23 protein-coding genes, 1 tRNA gene and 1 riboswitch are annotated in these 21083 nt (G+C 73.3%); of the genes, 13 read left to right on the top strand and 11 right to left on the bottom strand.

Annotation, left to right across the window (positions count from 1 at the left end; genetic code table 11):
• Positions 1-25: 25 nt before the first annotated feature.
• The 5 genes from ACXJKA_RS10355 to ACXJKA_RS10375 form a co-directional block, all read right to left on the bottom strand.
• A complete protein-coding gene (locus ACXJKA_RS10355) occupies positions 26-1000 on the bottom strand; it encodes an ABC transporter substrate-binding protein (RefSeq protein ID WP_456825110.1) in 975 nt (324 codons plus the stop codon).
• A 104-nt stretch (positions 1001-1104) separates the two neighbouring features.
• Positions 1105-1872, bottom strand: a complete 768-nt coding sequence (locus tag ACXJKA_RS10360) for an amino acid ABC transporter ATP-binding protein (RefSeq protein WP_456825111.1) — start codon at positions 1870-1872, stop codon at positions 1105-1107.
• Positions 1872-2915, bottom strand: a complete 1044-nt coding sequence (locus tag ACXJKA_RS10365; RefSeq protein WP_456825112.1) for an amino acid ABC transporter permease — start codon at positions 2913-2915, stop codon at positions 1872-1874. The genes ACXJKA_RS10360 and ACXJKA_RS10365 overlap by 1 nt, the downstream gene beginning before the upstream one ends.
• A gap of 2 nt (positions 2916-2917) precedes the next feature.
• Entirely contained in the window at positions 2918-3532 is a 615-nt protein-coding gene (locus ACXJKA_RS10370) for a GNAT family N-acetyltransferase (protein WP_456825113.1), read from the bottom strand.
• Between the two features lies 1 nt (position 3533).
• On the bottom strand, positions 3534-4640 hold the full coding sequence (locus ACXJKA_RS10375; protein WP_456825114.1) for an LLM class flavin-dependent oxidoreductase: 1107 nt from the start codon (positions 4638-4640) through the stop codon (positions 3534-3536).
• A gap of 218 nt (positions 4641-4858) precedes the next feature.
• A riboswitch (SAM riboswitch) is annotated at positions 4859-4976 on the bottom strand.
• Positions 4977-5136: 160 nt separating this feature from the next.
• On the opposite strand from ACXJKA_RS10375, the gene ACXJKA_RS10380 reads away from it, so the two are divergent.
• From ACXJKA_RS10380 to ACXJKA_RS10410, 7 genes are all read left to right on the top strand, one after another.
• Positions 5137-6012: a L,D-transpeptidase gene (locus ACXJKA_RS10380; RefSeq protein ID WP_456825115.1), complete on the top strand. Its 876-nt coding sequence runs from the start codon at positions 5137-5139 to the stop codon at positions 6010-6012.
• A 45-nt stretch (positions 6013-6057) separates the two neighbouring features.
• The gene (locus tag ACXJKA_RS10385) at positions 6058-6732 is read left to right on the top strand and encodes a phosphatase PAP2 family protein (RefSeq protein WP_456825116.1); all 675 of its coding nucleotides are present in this window, start codon (positions 6058-6060) and stop codon (positions 6730-6732) included.
• Positions 6732-7463 carry a phosphatase PAP2 family protein gene (locus ACXJKA_RS10390; protein ID WP_456825117.1) on the top strand — a complete coding sequence of 244 codons (732 nt, stop codon included), beginning with the start codon at positions 6732-6734 and terminating at the stop codon, positions 7461-7463. The genes ACXJKA_RS10385 and ACXJKA_RS10390 overlap by 1 nt, the downstream gene beginning before the upstream one ends.
• A 21-nt stretch (positions 7464-7484) precedes the next feature.
• Positions 7485-8102 carry an FMN-binding negative transcriptional regulator gene (locus ACXJKA_RS10395; protein WP_456825118.1) on the top strand — a complete coding sequence of 206 codons (618 nt, stop codon included), beginning with the start codon at positions 7485-7487 and terminating at the stop codon, positions 8100-8102.
• A gap of 113 nt (positions 8103-8215) precedes the next feature.
• A complete protein-coding gene (locus tag ACXJKA_RS10400) occupies positions 8216-8587 on the top strand; it encodes a hypothetical protein (RefSeq protein WP_456825119.1) in 372 nt (123 codons plus the stop codon).
• Positions 8588-8590: 3 nt separating this feature from the next.
• A complete protein-coding gene (locus tag ACXJKA_RS10405; RefSeq protein WP_456825120.1) occupies positions 8591-9325 on the top strand; it encodes a hypothetical protein in 735 nt (244 codons plus the stop codon).
• Positions 9322-10860 (top strand): AarF/UbiB family protein, encoded by a 1539-nt coding sequence (locus ACXJKA_RS10410; protein ID WP_456825121.1) that lies wholly within the window; start codon positions 9322-9324, stop codon positions 10858-10860. Before ACXJKA_RS10405 ends, ACXJKA_RS10410 begins: the two co-directional genes overlap by 4 nt.
• Positions 10861-10923: 63 nt before the next feature.
• Here ACXJKA_RS10410 and ACXJKA_RS10415 read toward each other — a convergent pair.
• Positions 10924-11010: transfer RNA gene (locus tag ACXJKA_RS10415), tRNA-Ser, on the bottom strand.
• An 88-nt stretch (positions 11011-11098) separates the two neighbouring features.
• Between ACXJKA_RS10415 and ACXJKA_RS10420 the strand changes: the two genes are divergently transcribed.
• Positions 11099-11926 (top strand): NAD-dependent protein deacetylase, encoded by an 828-nt coding sequence (locus ACXJKA_RS10420; RefSeq protein ID WP_456825196.1) that lies wholly within the window; start codon positions 11099-11101, stop codon positions 11924-11926.
• A gap of 1 nt (position 11927) precedes the next feature.
• On the opposite strand, the gene ACXJKA_RS10425 is transcribed toward ACXJKA_RS10420, so the two are convergent.
• Complete coding sequence (locus ACXJKA_RS10425) at positions 11928-12419, bottom strand: nucleoside deaminase (RefSeq protein ID WP_456825122.1); 492 nt, start codon at positions 12417-12419, stop codon at positions 11928-11930.
• A gap of 56 nt (positions 12420-12475) precedes the next feature.
• On the opposite strand from ACXJKA_RS10425, the gene upp reads away from it, so the two are divergent.
• The 3 genes from upp to ACXJKA_RS10440 all read left to right on the top strand — a co-directional run bounded on the left by upp (position 12476) and on the right by ACXJKA_RS10440 (position 14337).
• On the top strand, positions 12476-13111 hold the full coding sequence (gene upp, locus ACXJKA_RS10430) for a uracil phosphoribosyltransferase (RefSeq protein ID WP_456825123.1): 636 nt from the start codon (positions 12476-12478) through the stop codon (positions 13109-13111).
• A 199-nt stretch (positions 13112-13310) separates the two neighbouring features.
• Entirely contained in the window at positions 13311-13589 is a 279-nt protein-coding gene (locus ACXJKA_RS10435; protein WP_456825124.1) for a hypothetical protein, read from the top strand.
• A gap of 91 nt (positions 13590-13680) precedes the next feature.
• Positions 13681-14337, top strand: coding sequence for an SDR family oxidoreductase (locus tag ACXJKA_RS10440; protein ID WP_456825125.1), 657 nt, complete (start codon positions 13681-13683; stop codon positions 14335-14337).
• Between the two features lie 379 nt (positions 14338-14716).
• Here ACXJKA_RS10440 and ACXJKA_RS10445 read toward each other — a convergent pair whose 3' ends face one another.
• A complete protein-coding gene (locus tag ACXJKA_RS10445; protein ID WP_456825126.1) occupies positions 14717-16567 on the bottom strand; it encodes a sigma-70 family RNA polymerase sigma factor in 1851 nt (616 codons plus the stop codon).
• A 142-nt stretch (positions 16568-16709) separates the two neighbouring features.
• Between ACXJKA_RS10445 and ACXJKA_RS10450 the strand changes: the two genes are divergently transcribed.
• Together ACXJKA_RS10450 and ACXJKA_RS10455 are read left to right on the top strand one after the other, a co-directional pair.
• Positions 16710-17522 (top strand): hypothetical protein, encoded by an 813-nt coding sequence (locus ACXJKA_RS10450; protein WP_456825197.1) that lies wholly within the window; start codon positions 16710-16712, stop codon positions 17520-17522.
• 189 nt (positions 17523-17711) lie between these two features.
• Positions 17712-18515, top strand: coding sequence for a phosphotransferase (locus ACXJKA_RS10455; RefSeq protein WP_456825127.1), 804 nt, complete (start codon positions 17712-17714; stop codon positions 18513-18515).
• Between the two features lie 60 nt (positions 18516-18575).
• Here the strand turns inward: ACXJKA_RS10455 and ACXJKA_RS10460 are convergent, their stop codons facing one another.
• The 3 genes from ACXJKA_RS10460 to nrdF all read right to left on the bottom strand — a co-directional run bounded on the left by ACXJKA_RS10460 (position 18576) and on the right by nrdF (position 21079).
• Positions 18576-18875 carry a DUF1540 domain-containing protein gene (locus tag ACXJKA_RS10460; protein WP_456825128.1) on the bottom strand — a complete coding sequence of 100 codons (300 nt, stop codon included), beginning with the start codon at positions 18873-18875 and terminating at the stop codon, positions 18576-18578.
• A gap of 154 nt (positions 18876-19029) precedes the next feature.
• The gene (locus ACXJKA_RS10465; RefSeq protein ID WP_456825129.1) at positions 19030-19755 is read right to left on the bottom strand and encodes a hypothetical protein; all 726 of its coding nucleotides are present in this window, start codon (positions 19753-19755) and stop codon (positions 19030-19032) included.
• Positions 19756-20104: 349 nt separating this feature from the next.
• Positions 20105-21079, bottom strand: coding sequence for a class 1b ribonucleoside-diphosphate reductase subunit beta (gene nrdF, locus ACXJKA_RS10470; RefSeq protein ID WP_456825130.1), 975 nt, complete (start codon positions 21077-21079; stop codon positions 20105-20107).
• Positions 21080-21083 lie beyond the last annotated feature (4 nt).

A 21083-nucleotide genomic window follows, 5' to 3' on the forward strand; every position in this document is an offset into this window, starting at 1 on the left:
TGAGCACAGCATCCGGTCTAGGGGGTCAGCTCGTCTTGGGCAGACCCGGCGGGTTGGTCTCGGACTTCTCGATGGCCTCGGCGGACAGGCCCCAGTGCGCGAGGACCTGGGCGTAGGTGCCGTCGTCGAACGCGTGCTGGAGCGCGGCCGTCACGGCCGGCGCCAGGTCGGAGCCCTTGAGGGTGGCCACGGCGATCTGCGCCGTCAGCGGCCAGCCGCCGTTGAGCGTGCCGACGACCTTGAACTGGTCGGGCGCCGTCGCCGCGCTGTAGGAGAGGCTGGCGTTCGGGCCGACATAGGCGTCCACCCGGCCGGACTGCACGGCCAACAGCACGTCCGAGTAGTTCTCGTAGTACTCCGGCGAGCCGTTCTTGATCGGCTCGAGGCCCTTGTCGATGTTCTCCTGGTTCCAGGCCAGCAGGATCTTCTCCTGGTTCGTGCCGGAGCCGACGCCGACCGTGAGGCCCGCGATGTCCTTGGGCTCCTTGATGGCCTTGATCTTGCTCGACGCGCCGGTCAGCCAGCCGAGCTGGTCGTTGCGGTACGACGAGAAGTCGTACAGCTCCTTGCGCTCCTCGGTCACGGTGACGTTGGAGATCACGGCGTTGACGTCGCCCGACTGCAGGGCGAGCGGCCAGTCGGCCCACGCCTTCTGCTCGAGCTCCAGCTTGAGTCCGAGGGCGTCGGCGACGAGGCTGGCGATGTCGGTCTCGTTGCCGATCGGCGTCTTCTCGTCGTCGGCGAGGAAGCCGAGCGGCGGCGCGGCGCCGGCCGTCGTGGCGACCTTGAGCACGCCCGACTTCTTGATCTCGGCCGGCAGCAGCGCGATCGCGTCCTCGGCCTTCGTGGTGTGGATCCGGTCCTGGTCGGGGCTCGTGCTGATCTCGAGGCCGGCGGCGGTCGCCTCGGGGGAGGCGGCATCGGCGACATCCGTGTCCGCGGAGGCCGGTCCGGCGCACGCGGCGAGCGCCAGCAGGGGCACGAAGGCCAGTGCGCTCACAGCACGTCGGAAGGTCGTAGTCACGGGGATCTCTCTCTCGGTCGGGAGCGCAGGGGCGCGCTCGTCACGCCGTCCGCGGGGTGCGGGCGACGAAGAACTGGGGGTCAGAGCACCTTGTCGAGGAACGCGCGGGTGCGCGGGTGCTGCGGGTTGTCGAGCACCTGGCTCGGGGTGCCCTGCTCGAGGATCTGCCCGCCGTCGATGAAGACCACGTTGGTGGCCACCTCGCGGGCGAAGCCGATCTCGTGCGTGACGACGATCAGGGTGGTGCCGGTCGCCGCGAGGTCCCGGATGACGTCGAGGACCTCTCCGACCAGCTCGGGGTCCAGCGCGGACGTCGGCTCGTCGAAGAGCACGACGGCAGGCTTGACCGCGAGCGCCCGGGCGATCGCCACGCGCTGCTGCTGCCCGCCGGACAGCTGGCGCGGGTAGGCGTCGGCCTTGTCCGACAGCCCGACGCGGGCCAGCAGCTCGCGCGCCTCGGCCTCGACCTCGCCGCGCGACCGCTTCTGCGCCGAGACCGGCGCCTCCACGACGTTCTCCAGCGCCGTGAGGTGCGGGAACAGGTTGAAGTTCTGGAAGACGAACCCGATGCGGGTCCGCTGCACCAGGACGTCCTTCTCCTTCAGCTCCTGCAGCGCGCCGTCGGAACGCTTGCGGTAGCCGATGAGGTCGCCGTCCACCGAGATGGACCCGCGGTCGACCTTCTCCAGGTGGTTGATGGCGCGCAGCAGGGTCGACTTGCCCGACCCCGACGGCCCGAGGATCACGGTCACCTCGCCCGGCTGGACCGTCAGGTCCACGCCGTCGAGCACCTCGAGCGTGCCGTAGGCCTTGTGCACGCCCCGCACCTCGACCAGTCCGGCGGCCATCAGACGTCCCCCCCGTGATTGGTGCGGACCAGGACGCTGCGAGACCGCCCGTAGCCCGGTGGCAGGTCGCCCGGCAGCGGACGTCCGGTCAGCCGCGACCACCCGATCCCCACGCCCCAGCGCGCCCGCTGCAGGGGCGTCGGCGGCAGCTGCCGCAGCGCACCCTTCGCGTAGTGGCGCTCGACGTAGTACTGGATCACCGTGATCACGGTGGTGACGACGAGGTACCAGATGCCCGCGACGATGAGCAGCGGGACCACCCGCTGGTTGCGGCCGTAGATGACGCCGACGATGTAGAACAGCTCGCCGTACGCCAGCACGTAGACCACCGACGTGCCCTTGACCAGGCCGATGATCTCGTTGACGGCCGTCGGCACGATGGTCCGCATCGCCTGCGGCAGGATGATCCGGCGCTGCTGGCGGGACCGCGGGAGCCCGAGCGCGGCGGCCGCCTCGTGCTGGCCCTGGTCGACGCCGAGGATGCCGCCACGGACGATCTCGGCGGCGTACGCGGCCTGCGACAGCCCGAGCCCGAGCACGGCGGCGCCGAACTTGTCGATCACGTCGAGGGTGTCGAACCCGACGAACGAGGGCCCGAACGGCACCCCGAGCGTGATCGTCGGGTAGAGGTATGCGAGGTTGTACCAGAGCAGCAGCTGCAGGATCAGCGGCACGGATCGGAACACCCAGATGTAGGTCCACGCCACCGACCGCAGCAGCGGCGAGCGCGACAGCCGCATGAGCGCGAGCACGGCACCCAGACCGAAGCCGACCACCGCGGAGGCGACCGTGAGCCGCAGGGTGCCCCAGAGCCCGTCGAGCACGGACGGCCAGGTGAGGTACTGCCAGACGACGCCCCACTCCCACTTGGGGTTGGTCACCAGCGAGTTGACGACCATCGCGAGCAGGACGGCCACGATCGCGGTGGCGATCCAGCGGCCGGGGTGGCGGGCGCCGAAGACTCGGGGCTCGTCGGCGGGTGGGCGGGCGGGCGGCGGGGACAGGACGAGGGACTCGTCCTGGTGCACATAGACGGTGGACACGGTCACTCCGAGGCGGTGAGGGACGGACGGGACGGGGGCGGGTCCGTACAGAGCCACTTCTCGAACGCGAGCGGCCCGATGTCCTCGGGGTCCGCGGCGGTGTCGAAGAGGGGGGTGAACCCGGTGGCCAGGTAGAGCGCCGCGGCCTCCGGCTGGCGTGGGCCGGTGGTCAGGTACAGCCGCTCGTAGCCGGCCTCGACGGCGCGGGTCTCGAGCTCCGCGAGCACCCGGCGGGACAGACCGCGCCGGCGGTGCGCCGAGTGGGTCCAGATCCGCTTGTACTCGGCGGTCCGGACGGTCGGCAGCCCGTCGAAGTCCCGCGTCCCGGGCCGGGTCAGCCGCGCGGCGTCCCCCAGCTCGGGTTCGGCGCGCAGGCGGAAGGCACCGCCGGCGACCGCCACGTCGTCCTCGAGCAGCAGGATCAGCGCGCCGTCCGGCGCCGCGAACTGGTGGGCCGGGTAGCGCTCGAGCTCCTCGCGCAGCGCGTCGACGCCGAACCGGTCGCCGTACCGCGACGAGTACTCGTGCGCGAGCTCGTCGAGCATCGGGCGCACGGCCTCGTCGAGCAGGCCGAACGAGGCGACGGTGAGCTGCGCGCTGGTCGTGGTCGTCGTCATGTCAGGCCGTCGCGGCGTAGCGGGCGGCGGCGATCGGGAGGCCCAGCGTGTCGCGCAGCGAGCTGCCGGGGTAGCCGGCGCGGAACCGGTCGGCGGCGCGGAGCAGCGGGACGATGCCGTCGACGAGGGCGGGCAGGTCCGTGTGCACCGACGCGGGCCGCACGACGAACCCGTCGGCGATCTCGTCGTCCACCCAGGTGGAGACGAGCTCGGCGAAGCCGGCTGTGGTGCCGACGAACGACAGGGTGCCGGTGTCGACGCCCTCGAGCTCGGCAAGCATCTCGTGCCGGGCCACAGCGCTCGCCCGGTCCGGTCCGGCGACGAGGTGCACGTCGACCAGGACTCGCACGTCGCGGGGGTCGCGACCCGCCGCCGCGACCGCGGCCAGCACGCGGAGCCGGGCTCGCGCGGCGTCGTCCGGACCCGTCGCCCGGACGCGCACGACGTCGGCGTGGCGTCCCGCGAGGTCGAGGGCGGCGGCGGAGTCGGCGCGCACGACGACCGGCGGCCGGCCCTGCGGGGGGCGTCCGGCGGCGGTCGACGGCTTCGACGCGAAGTGCACGCCGTCGTGCGCAACGAACCGGGGACGGACCGGCGCGCTGTCGTCCCACCGGTCCCAGTGGCGCTCGACGACCCCGACGGCCTCCGCCGCGCTCGCCACGGCCGCCTGCTCGACCGACGTCGAGCGCGGGCCGGCCGTCGGCACGTCGTCGATCCGGGTGTCCCAGCCGACCTGCCAGCCGGCGCGGCCGTGGCTCGCGTGGTCGATGGTCGCGATGGCCTTGGCGACGTGCGCCGGCGCGGTGTGCGTGGTGCCGACGGTCGAGACGAGCCCGATCCCCGAGGTGCGCGGGGCCAGCCGGGCGGCGACGAGGGCGGCGTCGAGCCGGCCCTGCAGGGCGGTGTTCCGGCTCGGGTGCAGCGCGAAGCCGTCGTCGAAGACCACGAAGTCGAGGGCGCCGCGCTGCGCGACGGCGACCAGCTCGAGCAGGCGGGCGGCGTCGAACAGCCGCTGGCCCTGGGAACCGTGGTCGCGCCAGGCGGCGGCGTGAGCGCCGGTGTCGCTGAGATCGATGCCGAGGTGGGCGTGGCGGGGCGAGGCAGGCACGGGTGTTCCGTTCGTCCAGGCGGGAAGAGGGCGCGCGCTCCTCGCCGAGCGCAGCGGCGCTTCGGGGGTACGCGTCGCACGCCCCGGTCGCGGGGCGTGCGGAGGGTGGGTCAGCGCGTCAGCGGCGACAGAGGGCCGGACAGGAACGCGTCAGCATCGAACGGGTGGTGGCCCCGGTCGCGTCCATGGTCCGTCCCTTCGTCCCGGCGGTTGCCGGGGCTCGCATGTTGTCGACGGCGGACAGATCCCGCCGTGACCAGGTCCTCACCCGGGGCACCCCACCATGCGGAGGGTTGCCATCCAGCTAGCCGGGGCTTCGCACTGGAAATCTTGACCTTATTGGTAGGGAATTTAGACAGGGACCGCGAGGGCGTCAAACACCCGACCACATCGTGAGATGGAATGTCCGACAGTCGGTCGCTTTGCCGGATCGTGCGTGGCAGGCGCACGATGACTTCTCGGGACGTCGTCGGCTGTCCTCGGGCGGAGGTGGGGCGTGGCACGCACGAAGGTCGGCGCCCTCGTCGCGACCGCGGTTCTCGTGCTGACCGGGGCGTGCTCGGGCCAGACAGACGTGGCGCCACCGGCACCCGTGGTGGTCGCCGCCCCGGTCGCCGTGGCCAAGGCCGTCGCTCCTGCGGTCCCAACGCCGCCGCCGGCCGACCTCGCCGCGCTGCCGGTCACCGACCCCCTGCACGTCGTCGCCGGCCTGCCCGGCACGGACGGGCTCACGCAGCGCGCCAACGACGACCCGGCGCTGGGCCGCTGGCAGACCGTCGTCGTCGTGCGCGACACCGCCGCACGCGTGGCACCCGCGGGCGCCGCCGTCGGCGTCGTGCCCGCGCTGACGCTCCAGGTCCGCACCACGCTGCCGGTGATCGACCAGCGCGGCCGGTGGCTGCGCGTCATGCTCGCCACCCGCGGCGCGCTTCCCAGCCAGGACACCACCCAGGTCAACGACCGCAGCGCGTGGATCGACGCCGCCGACACCGAGGCGGCCGGCACCAGCTGGACCGTCCAGGTCGACACCGCCGCGCAGACGATCACGGTCGACGACGGCGCGGCCGCGCGCGTCTTCCCCGTCAAGGCGACCGGCAGCCCGGACAAGCCGACCCCGCACGTGCCCGGGTTCCTCGTCGGCACCCGATGGCTGGAGCCCGGCACCACCACGCCGCGCGTCCTGCTGCTCTCGACGCAGAGCGAGACGATGGACGACTACGACAAGGTGACGGGCACCTCGGCGACCGCGATCCACACGACCACGCTGCGCGGCACGGGGGCAGTCTCCAACGGCTGTGTCCGGGTGGCGGACGACGTGCTCGACCTGCTGTGGCAGGCACCCGCCGGGACGGTCGTCACCATCGTCGGCTGAGCGGCTCGCCGCGCGCGGCGACGCCGACGCACTTACCGTTCCGGCATGCGTCCCCTGCCGCTCCGTCGCCGCGCGCTGCTGCGCGCCGGGGCCTTCGCGATCGCGTTCACGGTGCCCGTCGCCGTGCTCGCCTACGTCGTGCGGGCCGAGGTGGAGGACGTCCTGCGCCTGGACCGCCAGGCCATCGAGGGCGCCACGTCGTTCACGCGCGCGCACCCGGACCTCGAGCAGGCGCTGGTCGTGTGGCAGCAGCTCTTCCAGGCGAAGTGGGTGAACCTCGCGGCCACCCTGGTCTGCGTCTGGGTGTGGCGCCGCCACGGCCTGACCACCCGGGCGCTATGGGCGTTCCTCACCATCATGGCCGCGTGGGCCGTGCAGCTCGGCGCCAAGGGCGTGGTGCAGCGGGCGCGACCGGTGGTGCAGGACGCCCTCGAGCACGCACCCGGCTCCAGCTTCCCGTCGGGCCATGCGACGAACACGGCCGCGGTGGCGCTGACCCTGACCCTGCTGCTCTGGCCGCTGCTCGGGCGCCGCGGACGGATCATCGTCCCGGTCGTCGCGGCCACCGTCACCCTGCTCACCGGGCTCGACCGCGTGCTGCTCGGCGTGCACTACCCCTCCGACGTCGTCGCGGGGTTCGCGCTCGGCACCGCCCTCGTGGGCGCGTCCTACCTGGGCTACAGCGGCTGGTCCGCGACTGCTCCCGAAACGGAGGAATGATGCACACCTTCCTGCACCGCTATGAGCTCGACACGACGGCGCCCACGCGCAAGGAGGCCTGGAGGGACTTCGCGGTCCGGATGCTCGTGCCCGCCGTCGGGCTGTGGGTCGTCGTCGTCGGGGTCGGGTTCCTCATCACCGGACCGCTCGGCGGCCTGCCGGGGGAGGCGGCGGTCAACCGGTGGTTCGTCTCCGTGCGGACGCCGGCCCTGAACTCCGTCACGGCCGCCCTGTCGGCGATCGGCACCACCGAGTTCATCATCGGCGCCTGCCTGCTGTTCGTCGGGTTGTTCTGGTGGCGCACCAAGCAGTGGTGGCTCGCGATCGTGCCCGCGATGGCGATCGCCGTGCAGGCGGCCGTCTTCATGACCGCGGCCCTGGTGGTGGGCCGCGAGCGCCCCGACGTCGAGCACCTGGACGACTCCCCGCCCACCTCCGCGTACCCGAGCGGGCACACCGGCGCCTCGACCGCGTTCTACGTCACGCTCGCGATGGTCGCCCAGCGGATCGGCAACCCGGTCGCCCGGGTGGTCGTCACCATCCTGTGCCTGCTGGTGCCCGTCGGCGTGGGCACCGCCCGGCTCTACCGCGGGATGCACAGCCCGTCCGACGTGCTCATGGGCGCCCTGAACGGGCTGGTCTGCGCGTTCCTCGCCTGGAACTACCTGCGCCGCGACGTCTCCGGCGCGACCACCGGAACCGCGAAGGAGCGCGTCGGCGTCAGCCGCTGAGGCCCGTGGCATCATCGCGAGGTGCTCCAGAACCCGAAGTTCGCCACCCAGGACGCGGCCGCGCTGCGCGCACTCGTGGACGGCTACCCGTGGGCGACGCTCGTCTCCGCGACGGACGACGGGCTGGCTGCCAGCCACTACCCGATGCTCTGGGAGGAGCGTGCCGACGACGCGATGTCGCTGGTCACGCATCTCGGCCGCCCCGACGAGCTGAACCACCGGCTCGACGGGTCCGACGTCTTGGTCGTCGTGCAGGGGCCGCACGCCTACATCTCGACCAGCTGGTACCCCGAGGGTCAGTTCGTGCCCACCTGGAACCACGTCAGCGCCCACCTCACCTGCCGGCCCGAGGTGCTGTCGGCCGAGGAGAACTACGCCGTGCTCGGCCGCCTCGTCGAGCACTTCGAGGGGACCGGTGCGGGTGCGCGGCTCCTGCCGGCGTACGACGGTCCCGCCCGCGCGATGGCTCGCGGGACGGTCGGCGTGCGGCTGCACGTCCGGAGCTTCCGCATGGTCGAGAAGCTGAGCCAGAACAAGCCGCCGGAGGTCGTCGAGAAGGTGGTCGAGGAGCTCGAGCGGAGACCGTACGACCTGCACGCCGCGCTCGCGGCCGAGATGCGCCGGGCGAACCTGACCTGACCGGGCCGCCGTCCGTATCTCCCTCCCCGGCCTCCGCTCCTCCTCGGTGAGCGACCCCACCGGGGCCGCCGGGCCCGGCGCCGACCGGCGCGGGCAACCTGGGAGGGGTAACCATGGGGTTCTACGTGAAAGACCTGTACGTCCAGCGCGTGCCGAAGTTCCCGTGGCACGACAAGCTGACCAACCCGCCGACGGTCCCCGAGACGTCGCCGATCATCCGCGTCGCGGCACTGTCGCCGCAGATCGCCCAGGTGCAGGCACGCGGCGGCGGCAGCGTCTTCCTGCCTGCCGACGACACCACGCTCTACACGATCCCGACGTCGATCACCCCGATCGTCACGCCGGTCGGTCGGCTCCAGGAGGCCGACCTGCAGCAGGTGCGCGAGACGCTCACGGTGACGCTGAAGGCCGTCGAGCAGCAGATCGAGGCCATGAAGCCGTCCGCGGAGGACCTCTCCTACGCGACGTCCGTCCTCAAGGGCTGACCGATGTCGACCCCGCCCGGCGGGCGCCTCGCCCGGATGACCCGCACCGCGGTCGTCCGGGCGGCGGCGCTCGCCGGGTGGGTCGGTCCGGACGAGCTCACCGCCGTCCTCTACCGGTCCGGCGGCACGGCGCTCGACCCGCGCGAGGACCCCCGGCTGCCGCGCTTCCTCGTCGACCGCGCCGAGCGGTCCGTGGGGGGCGCGCTGGAGCACTACGACAGGTCCCGGACCGAGCACTGGAACGGGTGGACCGCGCCRGGCACCGACACGTCGACGCAGGTGCACAAGGTCTACGTCAGCCCCGCGCTCCCCTGCCTGCCCGCGGCGTTGCCCGTCCTCTTCGCCACCGCCGTCGCGCTCGGGGTGCCGTCGTGGAAGGTCGGCGCCGACGCCGCCGGGCTGCACCGAGCGGACAAGATCGTGCTCTACCTCCCGTCGGCGCGGCGGGCCGACGAGTGCGCCGCCGTCCTCGCGGGCGCGCTCGACGGGCTCGAGGCGCAGGGCGTGCCGTTCACGGGCCAGGTCGGCGCCACCGGCATCGTCTCCCGCGGCCGCGACCAGGGCCGGCAGAGCTGGCGCGCGGTCGTGTGCCGCACCGTCGCCGAGTCGCTGGTCGACCGGCGCGCGGCCCTCGGACCCGACGCCCCGCATGCCCAGGTCGCCGACGACGCGCTGGCTTCGCTCGCCGACTCCGTCGACGTCGCGACCTGGCAGCCCGACAACCGGGTGCCGGCATGACCGCCGCCGAGCTCCGTTACGTCCTGCACGGCGACGTCGAGTCCGTGCCGATGCCCGACCAGGGCGAGGTGCTCGTCGCCCGGCGCGGCAGCCGCGTCCCGCCGCAGCTCCTGTCCGGCGACGCGATGGCCCTGCTCGAGCACTTCCGGCAGCCGTCGACGCTGGTCGAGGCCGTCCTCGCGTACGCCGCCGAGGTGGGCGGGGACCCGATGAGCACGCTGGACGAGTCGTTCGGCGTCCTCGTCGCGCTCACCCGCAGCGACATCCTCGTGGCCGACGGCACGGCGCCCGCCGAGTTCCTGCACGACCGGCACCGGGTCGGCGAGCGGGTCGGACCGGCCACGATCACGTCCCGCATCCGCGTGCTGCGCGACAGCGAGATCTGGCGGGCCGCGCTGGCGGACGGCACGCGGGTGGTGGTCAAGGTCGTCGACGACGAGGTGCACGGACCCGGCCTCGTCAGCCGCGAGCTCGAGGCGCTCGGCGTGCTCGGCGGCTCGGTCGCCCCTCGGCTCGTGTGGCACGCGCTCTCGCCCACGGGCGGCACGCTGGTGCTCGACGAGATCGACGGCGACGCGGCGGACCTGGCGGTCCTGATGGCCGACGACGAGGGACGCCGACGGGTCGCCACCGCGGTGCTCGACGCCTACGTCGACCTGCACGAGCGCGGCGTCCTGCACGGCGACGTCCACCCCGGCAACGTGCTGGTCGGTCCCGACGGCCGCGTGACGCTGGTCGACTTCGGGCTCGCGGGCACGGGCGTCGCGCCCCCGCCCCGGCCGGGCGGCGGCGAGTATCTCGACCCGGCGGCCGCTGCCGCTCTTCGCGCCGGCACCCCGACGCCCCCGCTCGACGCCGCCGCCGAGCAGTACGCGGTGGCGGCTATGGTCTTCCGCCTGGTGGCCGGCGCCGCGGCGCTCGACCTCGCGTGCGAGCGGGACGAGGCCCTGCGCCGGCTCGTGGAGGACCGGCCGCGCCCGTTCGTCGCGGTCGGTGCTCTGCCCCAGCCCGCGCTCGAGCGCGTGCTGCGCCGGGCGCTGTCGACCGATCCGACACGCCGGTACGCCTCGCTGCGGACGTTCCGCGACGCGTTCGTCGCGGCGCGGACCGCGCCGGCCCCTCGGCTGCCCGACCTCCGCACCGTCCTGATCACGCTCGACGTCGACGGCCCGGCGTGGTCGTCGGCCGACGACGCCCGCGCCGCCCACGTCGCCTGGTTCCTCGACCGCGTGGCCACGCTCACCGGCGACCCGCTCGCCTTCGACCTCGCGCTGCTCTGGTCGGCCCGCAGCGGCCACGCCTTCCCGCCCATCCCGTCGGCGCGCAGCCCGCTGGGACGAGCACACCGGGCGCTCGCCGCCCACGCCCGGACCGGTCGGAGATCGTCGTTGGCAGCCGCCCGCGGTGTCGCCGCGCGGCTGGGGTCCGACGTGGCGCAGCCTGTCGACGTGCTGACCGGCGGCTGGGCCGGGCTGCTGCTCACGCTCGAGTGCGACCGCCCGGGGCTGGCCCTAGCGCCTGGGACTTCCGAGTGAGCGCGTCGTCCCCGGACATGCGAAACCCCTGTCGGGTCAGGACCCGACAGGGGTTTCGATCGGCGGTAGCGGTGGGATTTGAACCCACGGTGGACTTTCACCCACACACGCTTTCGAGGCGTGCTCCTTAGGCCGCTCGGACACGCTACCTCGGCGAGAAGGGTACCTGGTCGAGGGCCCTGCCTCCGAATCGGCGTCGTACGGTGGACCGGTGAGCACCACCCCGGACGCCGTCCCGATGACCGCCGGCTCCCTCGCCGACGTCGTCGAGGTGCTCGCCGGCCACCGCCTGGCTGCGCTCACGGGCGCGGGGGTCTCGACGGACTCCGGCATCCCCGACTACCGCGGCCCGGACTCCCCGCCGCGCACGCCGATGACGTTCCAGCAGTTCACGGGCGACGAGGCCTTCCGCCGGCACTACTGGGCCCGCAACCACGTCGGGTGGCGGCACGTGCACCGGACGATGCCGAATGCGGGCCACCGGGCGCTCGCAGCCCTGGAGGCCCGAGGTGTCGTGACGGGCCTGATCACGCAGAACGTCGACCTGCTGCACGAGGCCGCGGGATCCCGTCACGTGATCGACCTGCACGGCCGGTACGACCGGGTCCGCTGCCTGGCCTGCGGCACGGCGATCTCCCGCGCCGAGCTGGCCACCCGGCTCGACACGCTCAACCCCGGCCTCGCCGCGGCGGTCGCGGACATCGAGATCGCGCCCGACGCCGACGCCGTCATCGAGCAGACCAGCGGCTTCGTCGTCGCCGCCTGCAGCGCGTGCGGCGGGATGCTCAAGCCCGACATCGTGTACTTCGGCGAGAACGTCCCGCGCGAGCGGGTGGAGCGGGCGTACGCGATGGTCGACGCCGCCGACGCGCTGCTGGTCGCCGGCTCGTCGTTGACCGTGCAGTCCGGCCTGCGGTTCGTGCGGCACGCCGCGCAGACGGGCAAGCCCGTGGTGGTCGTGAACCGGGGCGCCACCCGCGGAGACAAGTACGCGGCCGTGACGCTCGACGCGGGGACGTCGGAGACCCTGACGGACCTGGCCGAGACGCTGCCGACGCCGCGCTGAGTCAGGGCCGGTGGGCCTCGAAGAACCGCTGCAGCAGCAGCCCGCACTCCTGCGCCCGCACCCCGCCCACCACCTCGACCCGATGGTTGAGCCGCCGGTCGCGCACCACGTCCCACTGCGACCCGCACGCTCCGGCCTTCGGGTCCCACGCGCCGAGCACCAGCCGAGGGATCCGGGCCAGCACCGTGGCACCCGCGCACATGAGGCACGGCTCCAGGGTCACGACGAGGGTGCAGTCGTCCAGCCGCCAGCGACCGAGGGTGTCCGCGGCGGAGCGCAGCGCGAGGATCTCCGCGTGCCCGGTCGGGTCGGCGTGCGCCTCGCGCGTGTTGCGGCCTCGTCCGACGACCTGACCCTGGGGTCCGACGACGACCGCGCCGACGGGGACGTCGTCCGTGAGCACGGCACGACGGGCCTCGTCGAGCGCGAGCCCCATCGCCCACGCGTCGGCCGGCTGCTCCGGACGGCGCGGCTCGGTCACGGGCGAGGTCATGGGGGCATCATCGCGCAGGCCGCAGCCCAGCGGCGGGAGGCCGGTAGGTTGAGCACATGCGCCTGCACGTCGCGGACCACCCCCTGGTCGCCCACAAGCTCACCGTCCTGCGCGACGTCAACACGGCGTCCCCCACCTTCCGGCTCCTGGTCGACGAGCTGGTCACCCTGCTCGCCTACGAGGCGACGCGCGAGGTGCACGTCGAGGCCGTCGACATCGTCACGCCGGTCACCGCGACCACGGGCGTCAAGCTGGCCGACCCGCGCCCGATCGTGGTGCCCATCCTGCGCGCCGGGCTCGGCATGCTCGACGGGATGACCCGCCTGCTGCCCACCGCCGAGGTGGGCTTCCTCGGCATGCAGCGCGACGAGGAGACGCTCGAGGCCATCACGTACGCGAACCGGCTCCCGGACGACCTCTCGGGTCGCCAGTGCTTCCTCCTCGACCCCATGCTCGCCACCGGCGGCACGCTCGTCGCCGCGATCGACTACCTGCTGAAGCGCGGCGCGCGCGACGTGACGGCCGTCTGCCTCCTCGCCGCGCCCGAGGGGCTCGCGGTCGTCGAGAAGTTCGTGGGCGACCGGGCCGACGTGTCCGTCGTCGTCGCGGCCGTGGACGAGCGGCTCAACGACAAGGCGTACATCGTGCCGGGCCTCGGTGACGCGGGCGACCGGCTGTACGGGGTCGTCTAGCTCGTCCCACCCCCTGGGACACCGACGAATCTCCCTTGGTGTCGGCGAGCGATCGTGCGACAGTCCGGTCATGACCACGTCTGCGCAGCGCCCCGTCGCCGCGTATCCGTGCGCGTGTCATCGGTCCTGATCCACCAGGCCCTCGACCACACCGCCGCCCGTCCACGGGCCCGCGGACCGCGCACCCCGGAGACACCCCATGGCACTGCCAGCCTCGCTGCCCACCCCGTTGCCCCGCCCGCAACCAGGGCTCGTCCTGTACGTGAGCCTGCCGCCTGGCACCGCCCACGCGCCGGGTGACCTGGCCGAGGTGGCCGAGGTGCTGCGCGAGTTCGCGACCGAGATGATCCCCGGCGCGGACACGTACACCGCGCTGTCGTTGGCCCCGGCCGGGTCCGACGACGTGCACCGCCTGGGCGACCGACTGAGCCACCTGCGGCTCCTCGACGTCCTCGCCGACCCGGGGGATGTCGGCTGAGGACCAGCGTTGCCGGGCCCGTTGGGGGCTGCGGAGCCCGGCAGCGCGCCCCCGGTCGCCGGTCCCCGTCCGCATCCCTACCGTGGAGCACATGCGCATCGCGATCGCGGGGGGCCACGGGCAGGTCGCCCGCCACCTGTCCCGTGCCCTGAGCGCGCGGGGGGACGTTCCCGTCGCACTCGTGCGTCAGCTCGGTCACGTCGACGACGTCGTCGCGGACGGCGCAGAGGCGGTCGTGCTCGATCTCGAACGGGCCAACGCGCGGGACGTCGCCGAGGCGATCGCAGGTGCCGATGCCGTCGTGTTCGCCGCCGGGGCAGGGCCGGGCAGCGGCATCGCCCGCAAGGACTCCGTCGACCGCGCCGCAGCGGCCCTGCTGGCCGACGGCGCCCAGCAGGCGGGCGTCCGCCGCTACGTGCTCGTCTCGTCGATGGGCGCCGGTGCGCCGCCGCCGCCGGGCACCGACGAGGTGTTCGCCGCGTACCTCGTCGCCAAGCGGGCGGCCGAGCAGGACCTGCAAGCGCGCGAGCTCGCCTGGACGATCCTGCGGCCCGGGGCCCTCACCGACGAGCCCGCCGCCGGGACCGTGGCGCTCGAGCCGTCGGTCCCGCGCGGCTCGGTGCCACGCGCCGACGTCGCGGCCGTGCTGGAGGCGCTGCTCCACGAGCCGCGGTCCGCGCAGCTGGTGCTCGAGCTGGTCGGCGGGGACGTGCCGGTGACCGAGGCGGTCACCGCCGCCCTCGTCTGATCAGCCGGCCGCGGGCGCCCCGACGTCGCCGGCCGGCGTCGACCGGAGCCCCGACGAGGTACCGGTCGCCGGCGGTCGTCGCGGTCAGCGAGCCCGCGTCGCACGCGAGCGTGACCTGCTGGAACGCCTTGGCGTCCGTGCCCAGGGAGTTGCCCGCCCGCCACCCGGTCGCGGGGAGTCGAAGGCGGCCTCGCCGTCTTCCCGGTCGTACGACTCGTCGATCGAGACCCGCAGCAGCCGCCACACACCGTCCAGCGTCACGCCAGCGGGCAGCGACGAGATCGGTCGCCACGGCCTGGCCGCTGTTGTGCCGGCCGAACGACAGCTCCCGGGCAGCGGCCCCGCCTGGAGCGACGGCCCGCCCGGGAGAGCTCGACCGTCACGGCCTGCGGGGTACGTCGGGTCTTCCGGTTCCGTCGGGTCGACCGGGCGGGTCGCCTCGACCGGGTGGGTCGGGGCGACCGGGTTGGTCGGGGCGACCGGGTCGGTCGGGTCTACCGGGTCGGTCGGGTGTAACAGGGGTCGTCGGGACGACCGGGTCCGTCGGGACGACCGGGTCCGTCGGGACGACCGCGTCCGTCGGCGCGACCGGGGTCGTCGGGGCGGCCGGGTCCGTCGGCGCGACCGGGTCCGTCGGGACCACCGCGTCCGTCGGCGCGACCGGGTCCGTCGTCTGCGTGATCGGCGGGTCGGCGGTCACGGTTTCGGCGGGTGCGTCGTCCAGCGCGGTGCCGTCGGCGTTCTCGAGATCCGTCGGCTCCGGGATGGGCACGATGGCGGTCGAGTCCATGGTCGGGATGTCGGTGGGCTGCGGGCCCACGAGCGCCCCCGCGGCCGACGACGGGTCGGGAGCGTCCGAGCTCGGCGTCTCGCTCGAGGACGGCGTCGGAGTGGCATCGGCCGAGTCGCCGGGGGCGCCGAGCAGCTGGACCACGCTGACCGCGGCGACCGCTGCCAGCGCGACGCTGCCCACGGCGACCGCGGCCGCGCCCGTGGGGATCGCCGCGAGGAACGCCGCCGCGCCGCTAGCCGCGGCTACACCACCAGCCGCCCCGGCGCCGACGACAACCCCGATCGTCCCGGTACCGGCCGCTCCGGCGCTCGCAGCGGCGACACCGGTGGCAGCAGCCGCCCCGGCGCTCGCCGCGCCGACAGGGGTGGCAGCAGCCGCTCCGGCGCTCGCCGCGGCGACAGGGGTGGCAGCAGCCGCTCCGGCGCTCCCAGCGGCGACAGGGGTGGCAGCAGCCGCTCCGGCACTCCCAGCGGCGACAGGGGTGGCAGCAGCCGCTCCGGCACTCCCAGCGGCGACAGGGGTGGCGGCCGCTCCGCCTGCGGCCGCCGCGCCACCGCCAGCCCCGACACCGCCCGTGCCCAYACCGCCGGCACCCGCGGCCGCGGCTCCCACCGCGGTCCCACCGCCGAACGGCAGCAGCACGCCCAGCGCAGCGAGCCCCGCGAACCCGAGCACCAGAGGCGCGATGACCGCGCGCATGCCGTGGTTGACGTCCCCGAGCTCGAGCACCAGGCCACGGCATATCCCGCAGGTCTCCAGATGCGCGTCGACCTGGGCCGTCTCGCGCGTGCCCAGCCCACCGCGCACGTATGCCCCGAGCTTGCCCGCGACCGACCGGCAGCCCTCGGTGAGCGGATCCTGCAGGTGCTCCTGGAGGTACGCCTGTCGCAGGCCCTCCCGCGCGCGATACGCCAGGGCAGCCACACCGTTGGCGGTCAGCCCCAGGGTCGGGGCGATCTCCGCCGGGCTGAGTCCCTCGACTTCCGTGTGCCACAGCACGGCCTGCCACCGTTCGGGCAGCGAATGGAAGGCGCGCGCGACGACCCCCCGCTCGAAGCCCGCGAGCGCCGGCTCCTCGGCCGTCCCGGCGAGCGCCGTCCCGGCCTCCAGGACGGCGATATCGTCCGTCGGCTGGACGCGACGTGCCTTCTCGCGCCGCAGCCCCGCCACCCGGCGCACGACCGTGAAGAGATAGGCGCGGAACGCGGACTCGGGCCCGCTGCCGCGCTGGAGCGCCCCGAACACGGCGGCGAACGAGTCGGCGACGACGTCGTCGGCGTCGGCCGGGGAGTCGGTGTACTGCCGTGCGACCACCCACGCGGCCCCGGAGTGTCGTTCGTAGAGCGCGCCAAGCGCGGCGGCGTCGCCGGAACGGGCAGACGCGATGAGCTCCGCATCGCCCACGACCCCGCTGTCGAGCTCCGCGCTTGCTGACACGAACACTCCCGTCGACTTCCCTGTACGGATGCACAGCCTGCCATATGCGGCGTTTCGACATAAGCAGGGTGAAATTCACCGGGTGAAAAGAGGCAGACCGGCGTCATGGCCGACATCTGTCGGCCTCTCATCCGGCGTGACGATGAACCCAGGGTCGAAAAACGCTGCCCTGCCCGCGCTGCCGGGCCCGGACGGGGTGCTGCCAGCAGCGCTGCGGGACCGCTGGCGCCACGAGAGCGTCGGCTCCGTCTGGCTGCGCCCGGCCGACTGGTACCACCCCGCCGTGGACGCACTCGCGACCGCGCTGCTCGCCGCCGGCGATCCCGACCTCGCGGCCGCCGAGCTCGGCCGGGCGCGCGGGTACGACGGCGTCGGCATCGGCGAGACCATGGACGACCTCTCCTGCCTGTACCGCACCCTCGGCGCCGCGGAGCCGCCGATGACCGTCCTGCGCTCCCTCTGCGAGGGCTGGGCGGACGCCCAGGCCGGCACGATGGCGTTCGGCACCGCGCTCGACCCCGAGTCGGGACTGCCCACCCGGCAGTACCTCGCCATCCGCCTCGCGGAGACCTACCGCGACGCCTCGCTCCCGACGCAACGCGCGCGGACGGTCGCGGATCTCGGCCACCACCTCGTGCTCGTCGACGTGGCCGTCGGCACCGTCGACCCCTTCACGCGCGCCGCGCGGTCCGCCGCGGTGGGCGCCGCGTTGACCCACACCTACGGCGAGGGTCACCCGATGGCGACCCTGGGCGGCGGGGTGTTTGCGATCCTGGCGCGCGCCGACGAGGACCCGCACCCGCCCCTCGAGAAGCTCCACCTCGAGATCGCCCGGCGGTGCGAGCTGCTGGAGGTCCGGGCCTCCGCACGCCAGCCGGTCCGCGTCTGGGTCGAGCCGCTCCCGGCCACCCACGAGCAGGCGCTGCAGACGCTCGAGCGGGTCTCCCGGCCCTGATCCACCGCATGGCCGACAGGTGTCCGGGAGGTCAAGCGCAGGTCAGGGACTTCTTGGTAGTCGATGGGGGACATCTCGGGCGAATGCGTCTACCGTCGATCCATGAACTCCGCCGGACTTGCTCCGAGCGATCCCGCGACGCCTTCGGAACAGAGGGCGGCCGGGGCCGCTGAGAACCACCCGCACGACGTGGCACCCGACCTCCCGACGCAGCCGGACCGTCGCTCGACCGTCCCCGTCGACCACCCCCTCCCGACCGTCGATGCCGCGCTGGCCGCGTCCGACGAGCCCGGCCCGCTGATCGCCTCCGGCGAGACCGCCGACGTCTTCGCGCTCGACGAGCAGCACGTCCTGCGCCGCTACCGCTCGGGGCGCGACGCCTCGCCCGAGGTGGAGCTTCTGCGCCACGTCGTCGCGCACGGCTTCCCCGCTCCCGCCGTCCACCAGGCGAGCGGACCCGACCTCGTCATGGAGCGCCTGCACGGACCGACCCTGCTCCAGGCGCTCGCGGCCGGTGAGGTCTCGATCCCCGACGCTGCCGCGATCCTCACGGACCTGCATGCCCGCCTGCACGCCATCGCCCCGCCCCACAACTGGGGGCCGGACGAGCCCGACTCGTGGCCACTCGTCAGCTCCGGGCCGGCGATCATGCACCTCGACCTGCACCCCGGGAACGTGATCCTCACCGAGAGCCACGGCCCCGCGCTGGTCGACTGGGCGAACGCACGCACCGGAACCGCCGAGCTCGACGTCTCGCTCACCGCGCTGATCGTCGCCGAGGTGGCCGTCGACGCCGGCGGCGTCTACTCGCAGGCGGCCCGCGCCCTGCTCGCCGCGTTCCTGCAGGCGACGGACGTCGACCCGCTGGTGGCGCTGGACGACGCAGCCGCGCTGCGGGCCAAGGACCCGTCCCTGGTGCCCGGCGAGCGCGAGCTGGTGCCCGCGGCCGCCGTGCTCATCCGCGACCTCGTCGAGGTCGCGTCGCACCCCTGACGCCGGGCACGACGACGGCCGCCCCGGACCTTCGGGGCGGCCGTCGTGACGCTCGGGGGATCAGCGCGGAGCGAAGGTGAGGCAGTCGGCCTCTTCGTGGCCCGCCCCGACGCGGATGGACTCGGCGGCGCACTCGAGCGCCGAGTTGTGCACGCACTCGGCGCGCTGGCAGGCGCCCACGTGGGTGATGACCTTGTCGAGGCCGCCCTTGGTGCTGAGCGGGAAGAACGTGGTGCACTGCGCGTCCCCGCCGACGCCGCCGATGTTCACGGCGGCCGCGTGGCAGTGCGAGTGGTCGTTGTACGAACAACCGGCGACCGAACACTCGGCAACGGCGGGCATGTCCATCAGGGTGCTCATGACGACCTCCGTGGGGGACGGCGTGCGTGTTCTTCTCGACGCTAGACCCGTCGCACCCACCCTGCATAGCCAGGAAGGGCTGGCTTACCCGCAGGTCAGAGGCCTATTCAGGTGAGGCTTGCCTCATCTGGCCAACACGACCCCGCCACAGGGATCAGCCCTGAACGCCCGCCATCGACGTCGCGGAGCTTGTGTCGGGCGTTCTCCCGTCGAACCTCTCAGGCGTCGCCTCGCGAGAGCGATCGATGACCGCGGCCGCCCGGGCGCGCGCGAGGTCCTGGCACGTGAGGACTGCATCGGTGAGCATCGCGACGAGCGCATCGTCAGCGTCGGATGCCGCCGAGACGATCGTGATCGAGGCGTCGACCATCCCGCGCGTCAGGCCGCGGACGTGCCGCGGCGCGCCCATCGCCCGCGTGAACTCCTCGGCCCACGCGGCGGCCGTCGGGACGGTCGCGAGCGCCTCGGTGGTCGTCGCGCGCATCTCGGCCGGTGCCCGCCCGTCCGTCGCCGCGAGCAGCCGGTCGAGCGTCAACAGGGCGACAGCGAGCTCGCGCCCGTCCTGCGCGCCCGCCCGCCGGAGGGCGTGCCGCACGGTGACCGCGGCGATCTCCAGGGACCACGACCGGTCGTCGCTGCGAGCACCGGTGAGCATCGGCAGCAGGTGCATGAGCGCCGGCCGGGACGCGTCGCTCACGCGGTCGTTGACCGAGCGAGCGAGGTGGGCCAGCAGGGGATGGGTGCACGCGGGGTGGTCGCTCCAGCGCTCGCCCGCGAGCAGGCTCACCCACTCCATGAGACAGCCCCCGTCGACAGGGTCCCGATGGTGCCCGGCGGCAAGCACCGGAAGAGCATCGGGGAACGTGGAGTCGTTGCGCACGTCGAACACCTCCGACCGGAAGGGTCCGCTCAGTGTCCGTCGCCCGGCCGTCCGTGGCAAGAGTGGGAGTGCGCAACCAGGTCGTCGTGCGGCATCGGCCTGCTGGTGCGGAGCACGGCGCTGGCGCCGTTCATCGGGCAGACGATCGTCGTGCTCCGGACGGAGCCGGGCGCCGTGCACCTCGACGCGCTGCGGGAGCTCGCGGAGGCGCCAGGTCGGGGCCGCCTCAGCGAGGCCGCGCTCAACCTTCACAGTCGAAATGCAAGGCCGAGAGTCGGCCTACAGCCGAGAAGGCCGAACGGCCGACCCCCGAGAGGGTCGGCCGTTCGTGTGTTGCTGAGCGACGGGGTCAGAAGTCMCAGTCGTCGTCCTCGGTGTTGACGGCCTTGCCGATGACGTACGACGAGCCGGACCCGGAGAAGAAGTCGTGGTTCTCGTCGGCGTTCGGGGACAGGGCCGACAGGATCGCCGGGTTCACGTCGGTCTCGTCGCGCGGGAACAGCGACTCGTAGCCGAGGTTCATCAGCGCCTTGTTGGCGTTGTAGCGCAGGAACTTCTTGACGTCCTCGGTCAGGCCGACGCCGTCGTAGAGGTCCTGCGTGTACTCGACCTCGTTGTCGTACAGCTCGAAGAGGAGCTCGAACGTGTAGTCCTTGAGCTCGGCCTTCTCGGCCGCCGACAGCTTCTCCAGGCCCTTCTGGTACTTGTAGCCGATGTAGTACCCGTGCACGGCCTCGTCGCGGATGATCAGGCGGATGAGGTCGGCCGTGTTGGTGAGCTTGGCGCGGCTGGACCAGTACATCGGCAGGTAGAAGCCCGAGTAGAACAGGAACGACTCGAGCAGCGTGCTGGCCACCTTGCGCTTGAGGGGCGAGTCGCCGCGGTAGTACTCCATGACGATCTCGGCCTTGCGCTGCAGGTTCGGGTTCTCCTCCGACCAGCGGAACGCCTCGTCGATCTCCTTGGTGGAGCACAGCGTCGAGAAGATCGAGCTGTACGACTTGGCGTGCACCGACTCCATGAACGCGATGTTCGTGTAGACGGCCTCCTCGTGCGGCGTGATCGCGTCCGGGATGAGCGAGACGGCGCCGACCGTGCCCTGGATGGTGTCCAGGAGCGTGAGGCCGGTGAAGACGCGCATGGTGAGCGTCTTCTCCTGCTCCGTCAGCGTGGCCCACGACTGCACGTCGTTGGACACCGGGACCTTCTCCGGCAGCCAGAAGTTGCCGACCAGGCGGTCCCAGACGTCGGCGTCCTTGTCGTCGTCGAGCCGGTTCCAGTTGATCGCCGAGACGCGGCTGACGAGCTTGAGCTTCTCGCTCATCGGG

The organism is Cellulomonas sp. P5_E12, from assembly GCF_054049315.1.

Coding starts and splice junctions, on each gene's coding strand:
- upp (WP_456825123.1), top strand. CDS start 12,476: ATGCGCCTGCACGTCGCGGACCACCCCCTGGTCGCCCACAAGCTCACC.
- ACXJKA_RS10440 (WP_456825125.1), top strand. CDS start 13,681: ATGCGCATCGCGATCGCGGGGGGCCACGGGCAGGTCGCCCGCCACCTG.
- ACXJKA_RS10420 (WP_456825196.1), top strand. CDS start 11,099: ATGACCGCCGGCTCCCTCGCCGACGTCGTCGAGGTGCTCGCCGGCCAC.
- ACXJKA_RS10390 (WP_456825117.1), top strand. CDS start 6,732: ATGCACACCTTCCTGCACCGCTATGAGCTCGACACGACGGCGCCCACG.
- ACXJKA_RS10400 (WP_456825119.1), top strand. CDS start 8,216: ATGGGGTTCTACGTGAAAGACCTGTACGTCCAGCGCGTGCCGAAGTTC.
- ACXJKA_RS10435 (WP_456825124.1), top strand. CDS start 13,311: ATGGCACTGCCAGCCTCGCTGCCCACCCCGTTGCCCCGCCCGCAACCA.
- ACXJKA_RS10360 (WP_456825111.1), bottom strand. CDS start 1,872: ATGGCCGCCGGACTGGTCGAGGTGCGGGGCGTGCACAAGGCCTACGGC.
- ACXJKA_RS10450 (WP_456825197.1), top strand. CDS start 16,710: ATGAACCCAGGGTCGAAAAACGCTGCCCTGCCCGCGCTGCCGGGCCCG.
- ACXJKA_RS10410 (WP_456825121.1), top strand. CDS start 9,322: ATGACCGCCGCCGAGCTCCGTTACGTCCTGCACGGCGACGTCGAGTCC.
- ACXJKA_RS10370 (WP_456825113.1), bottom strand. CDS start 3,532: ATGACGACGACCACGACCAGCGCGCAGCTCACCGTCGCCTCGTTCGGC.
- ACXJKA_RS10460 (WP_456825128.1), bottom strand. CDS start 18,875: ATGAGCACCCTGATGGACATGCCCGCCGTTGCCGAGTGTTCGGTCGCC.
- ACXJKA_RS10385 (WP_456825116.1), top strand. CDS start 6,058: ATGCGTCCCCTGCCGCTCCGTCGCCGCGCGCTGCTGCGCGCCGGGGCC.
- ACXJKA_RS10425 (WP_456825122.1), bottom strand. CDS start 12,419: ATGACCTCGCCCGTGACCGAGCCGCGCCGTCCGGAGCAGCCGGCCGAC.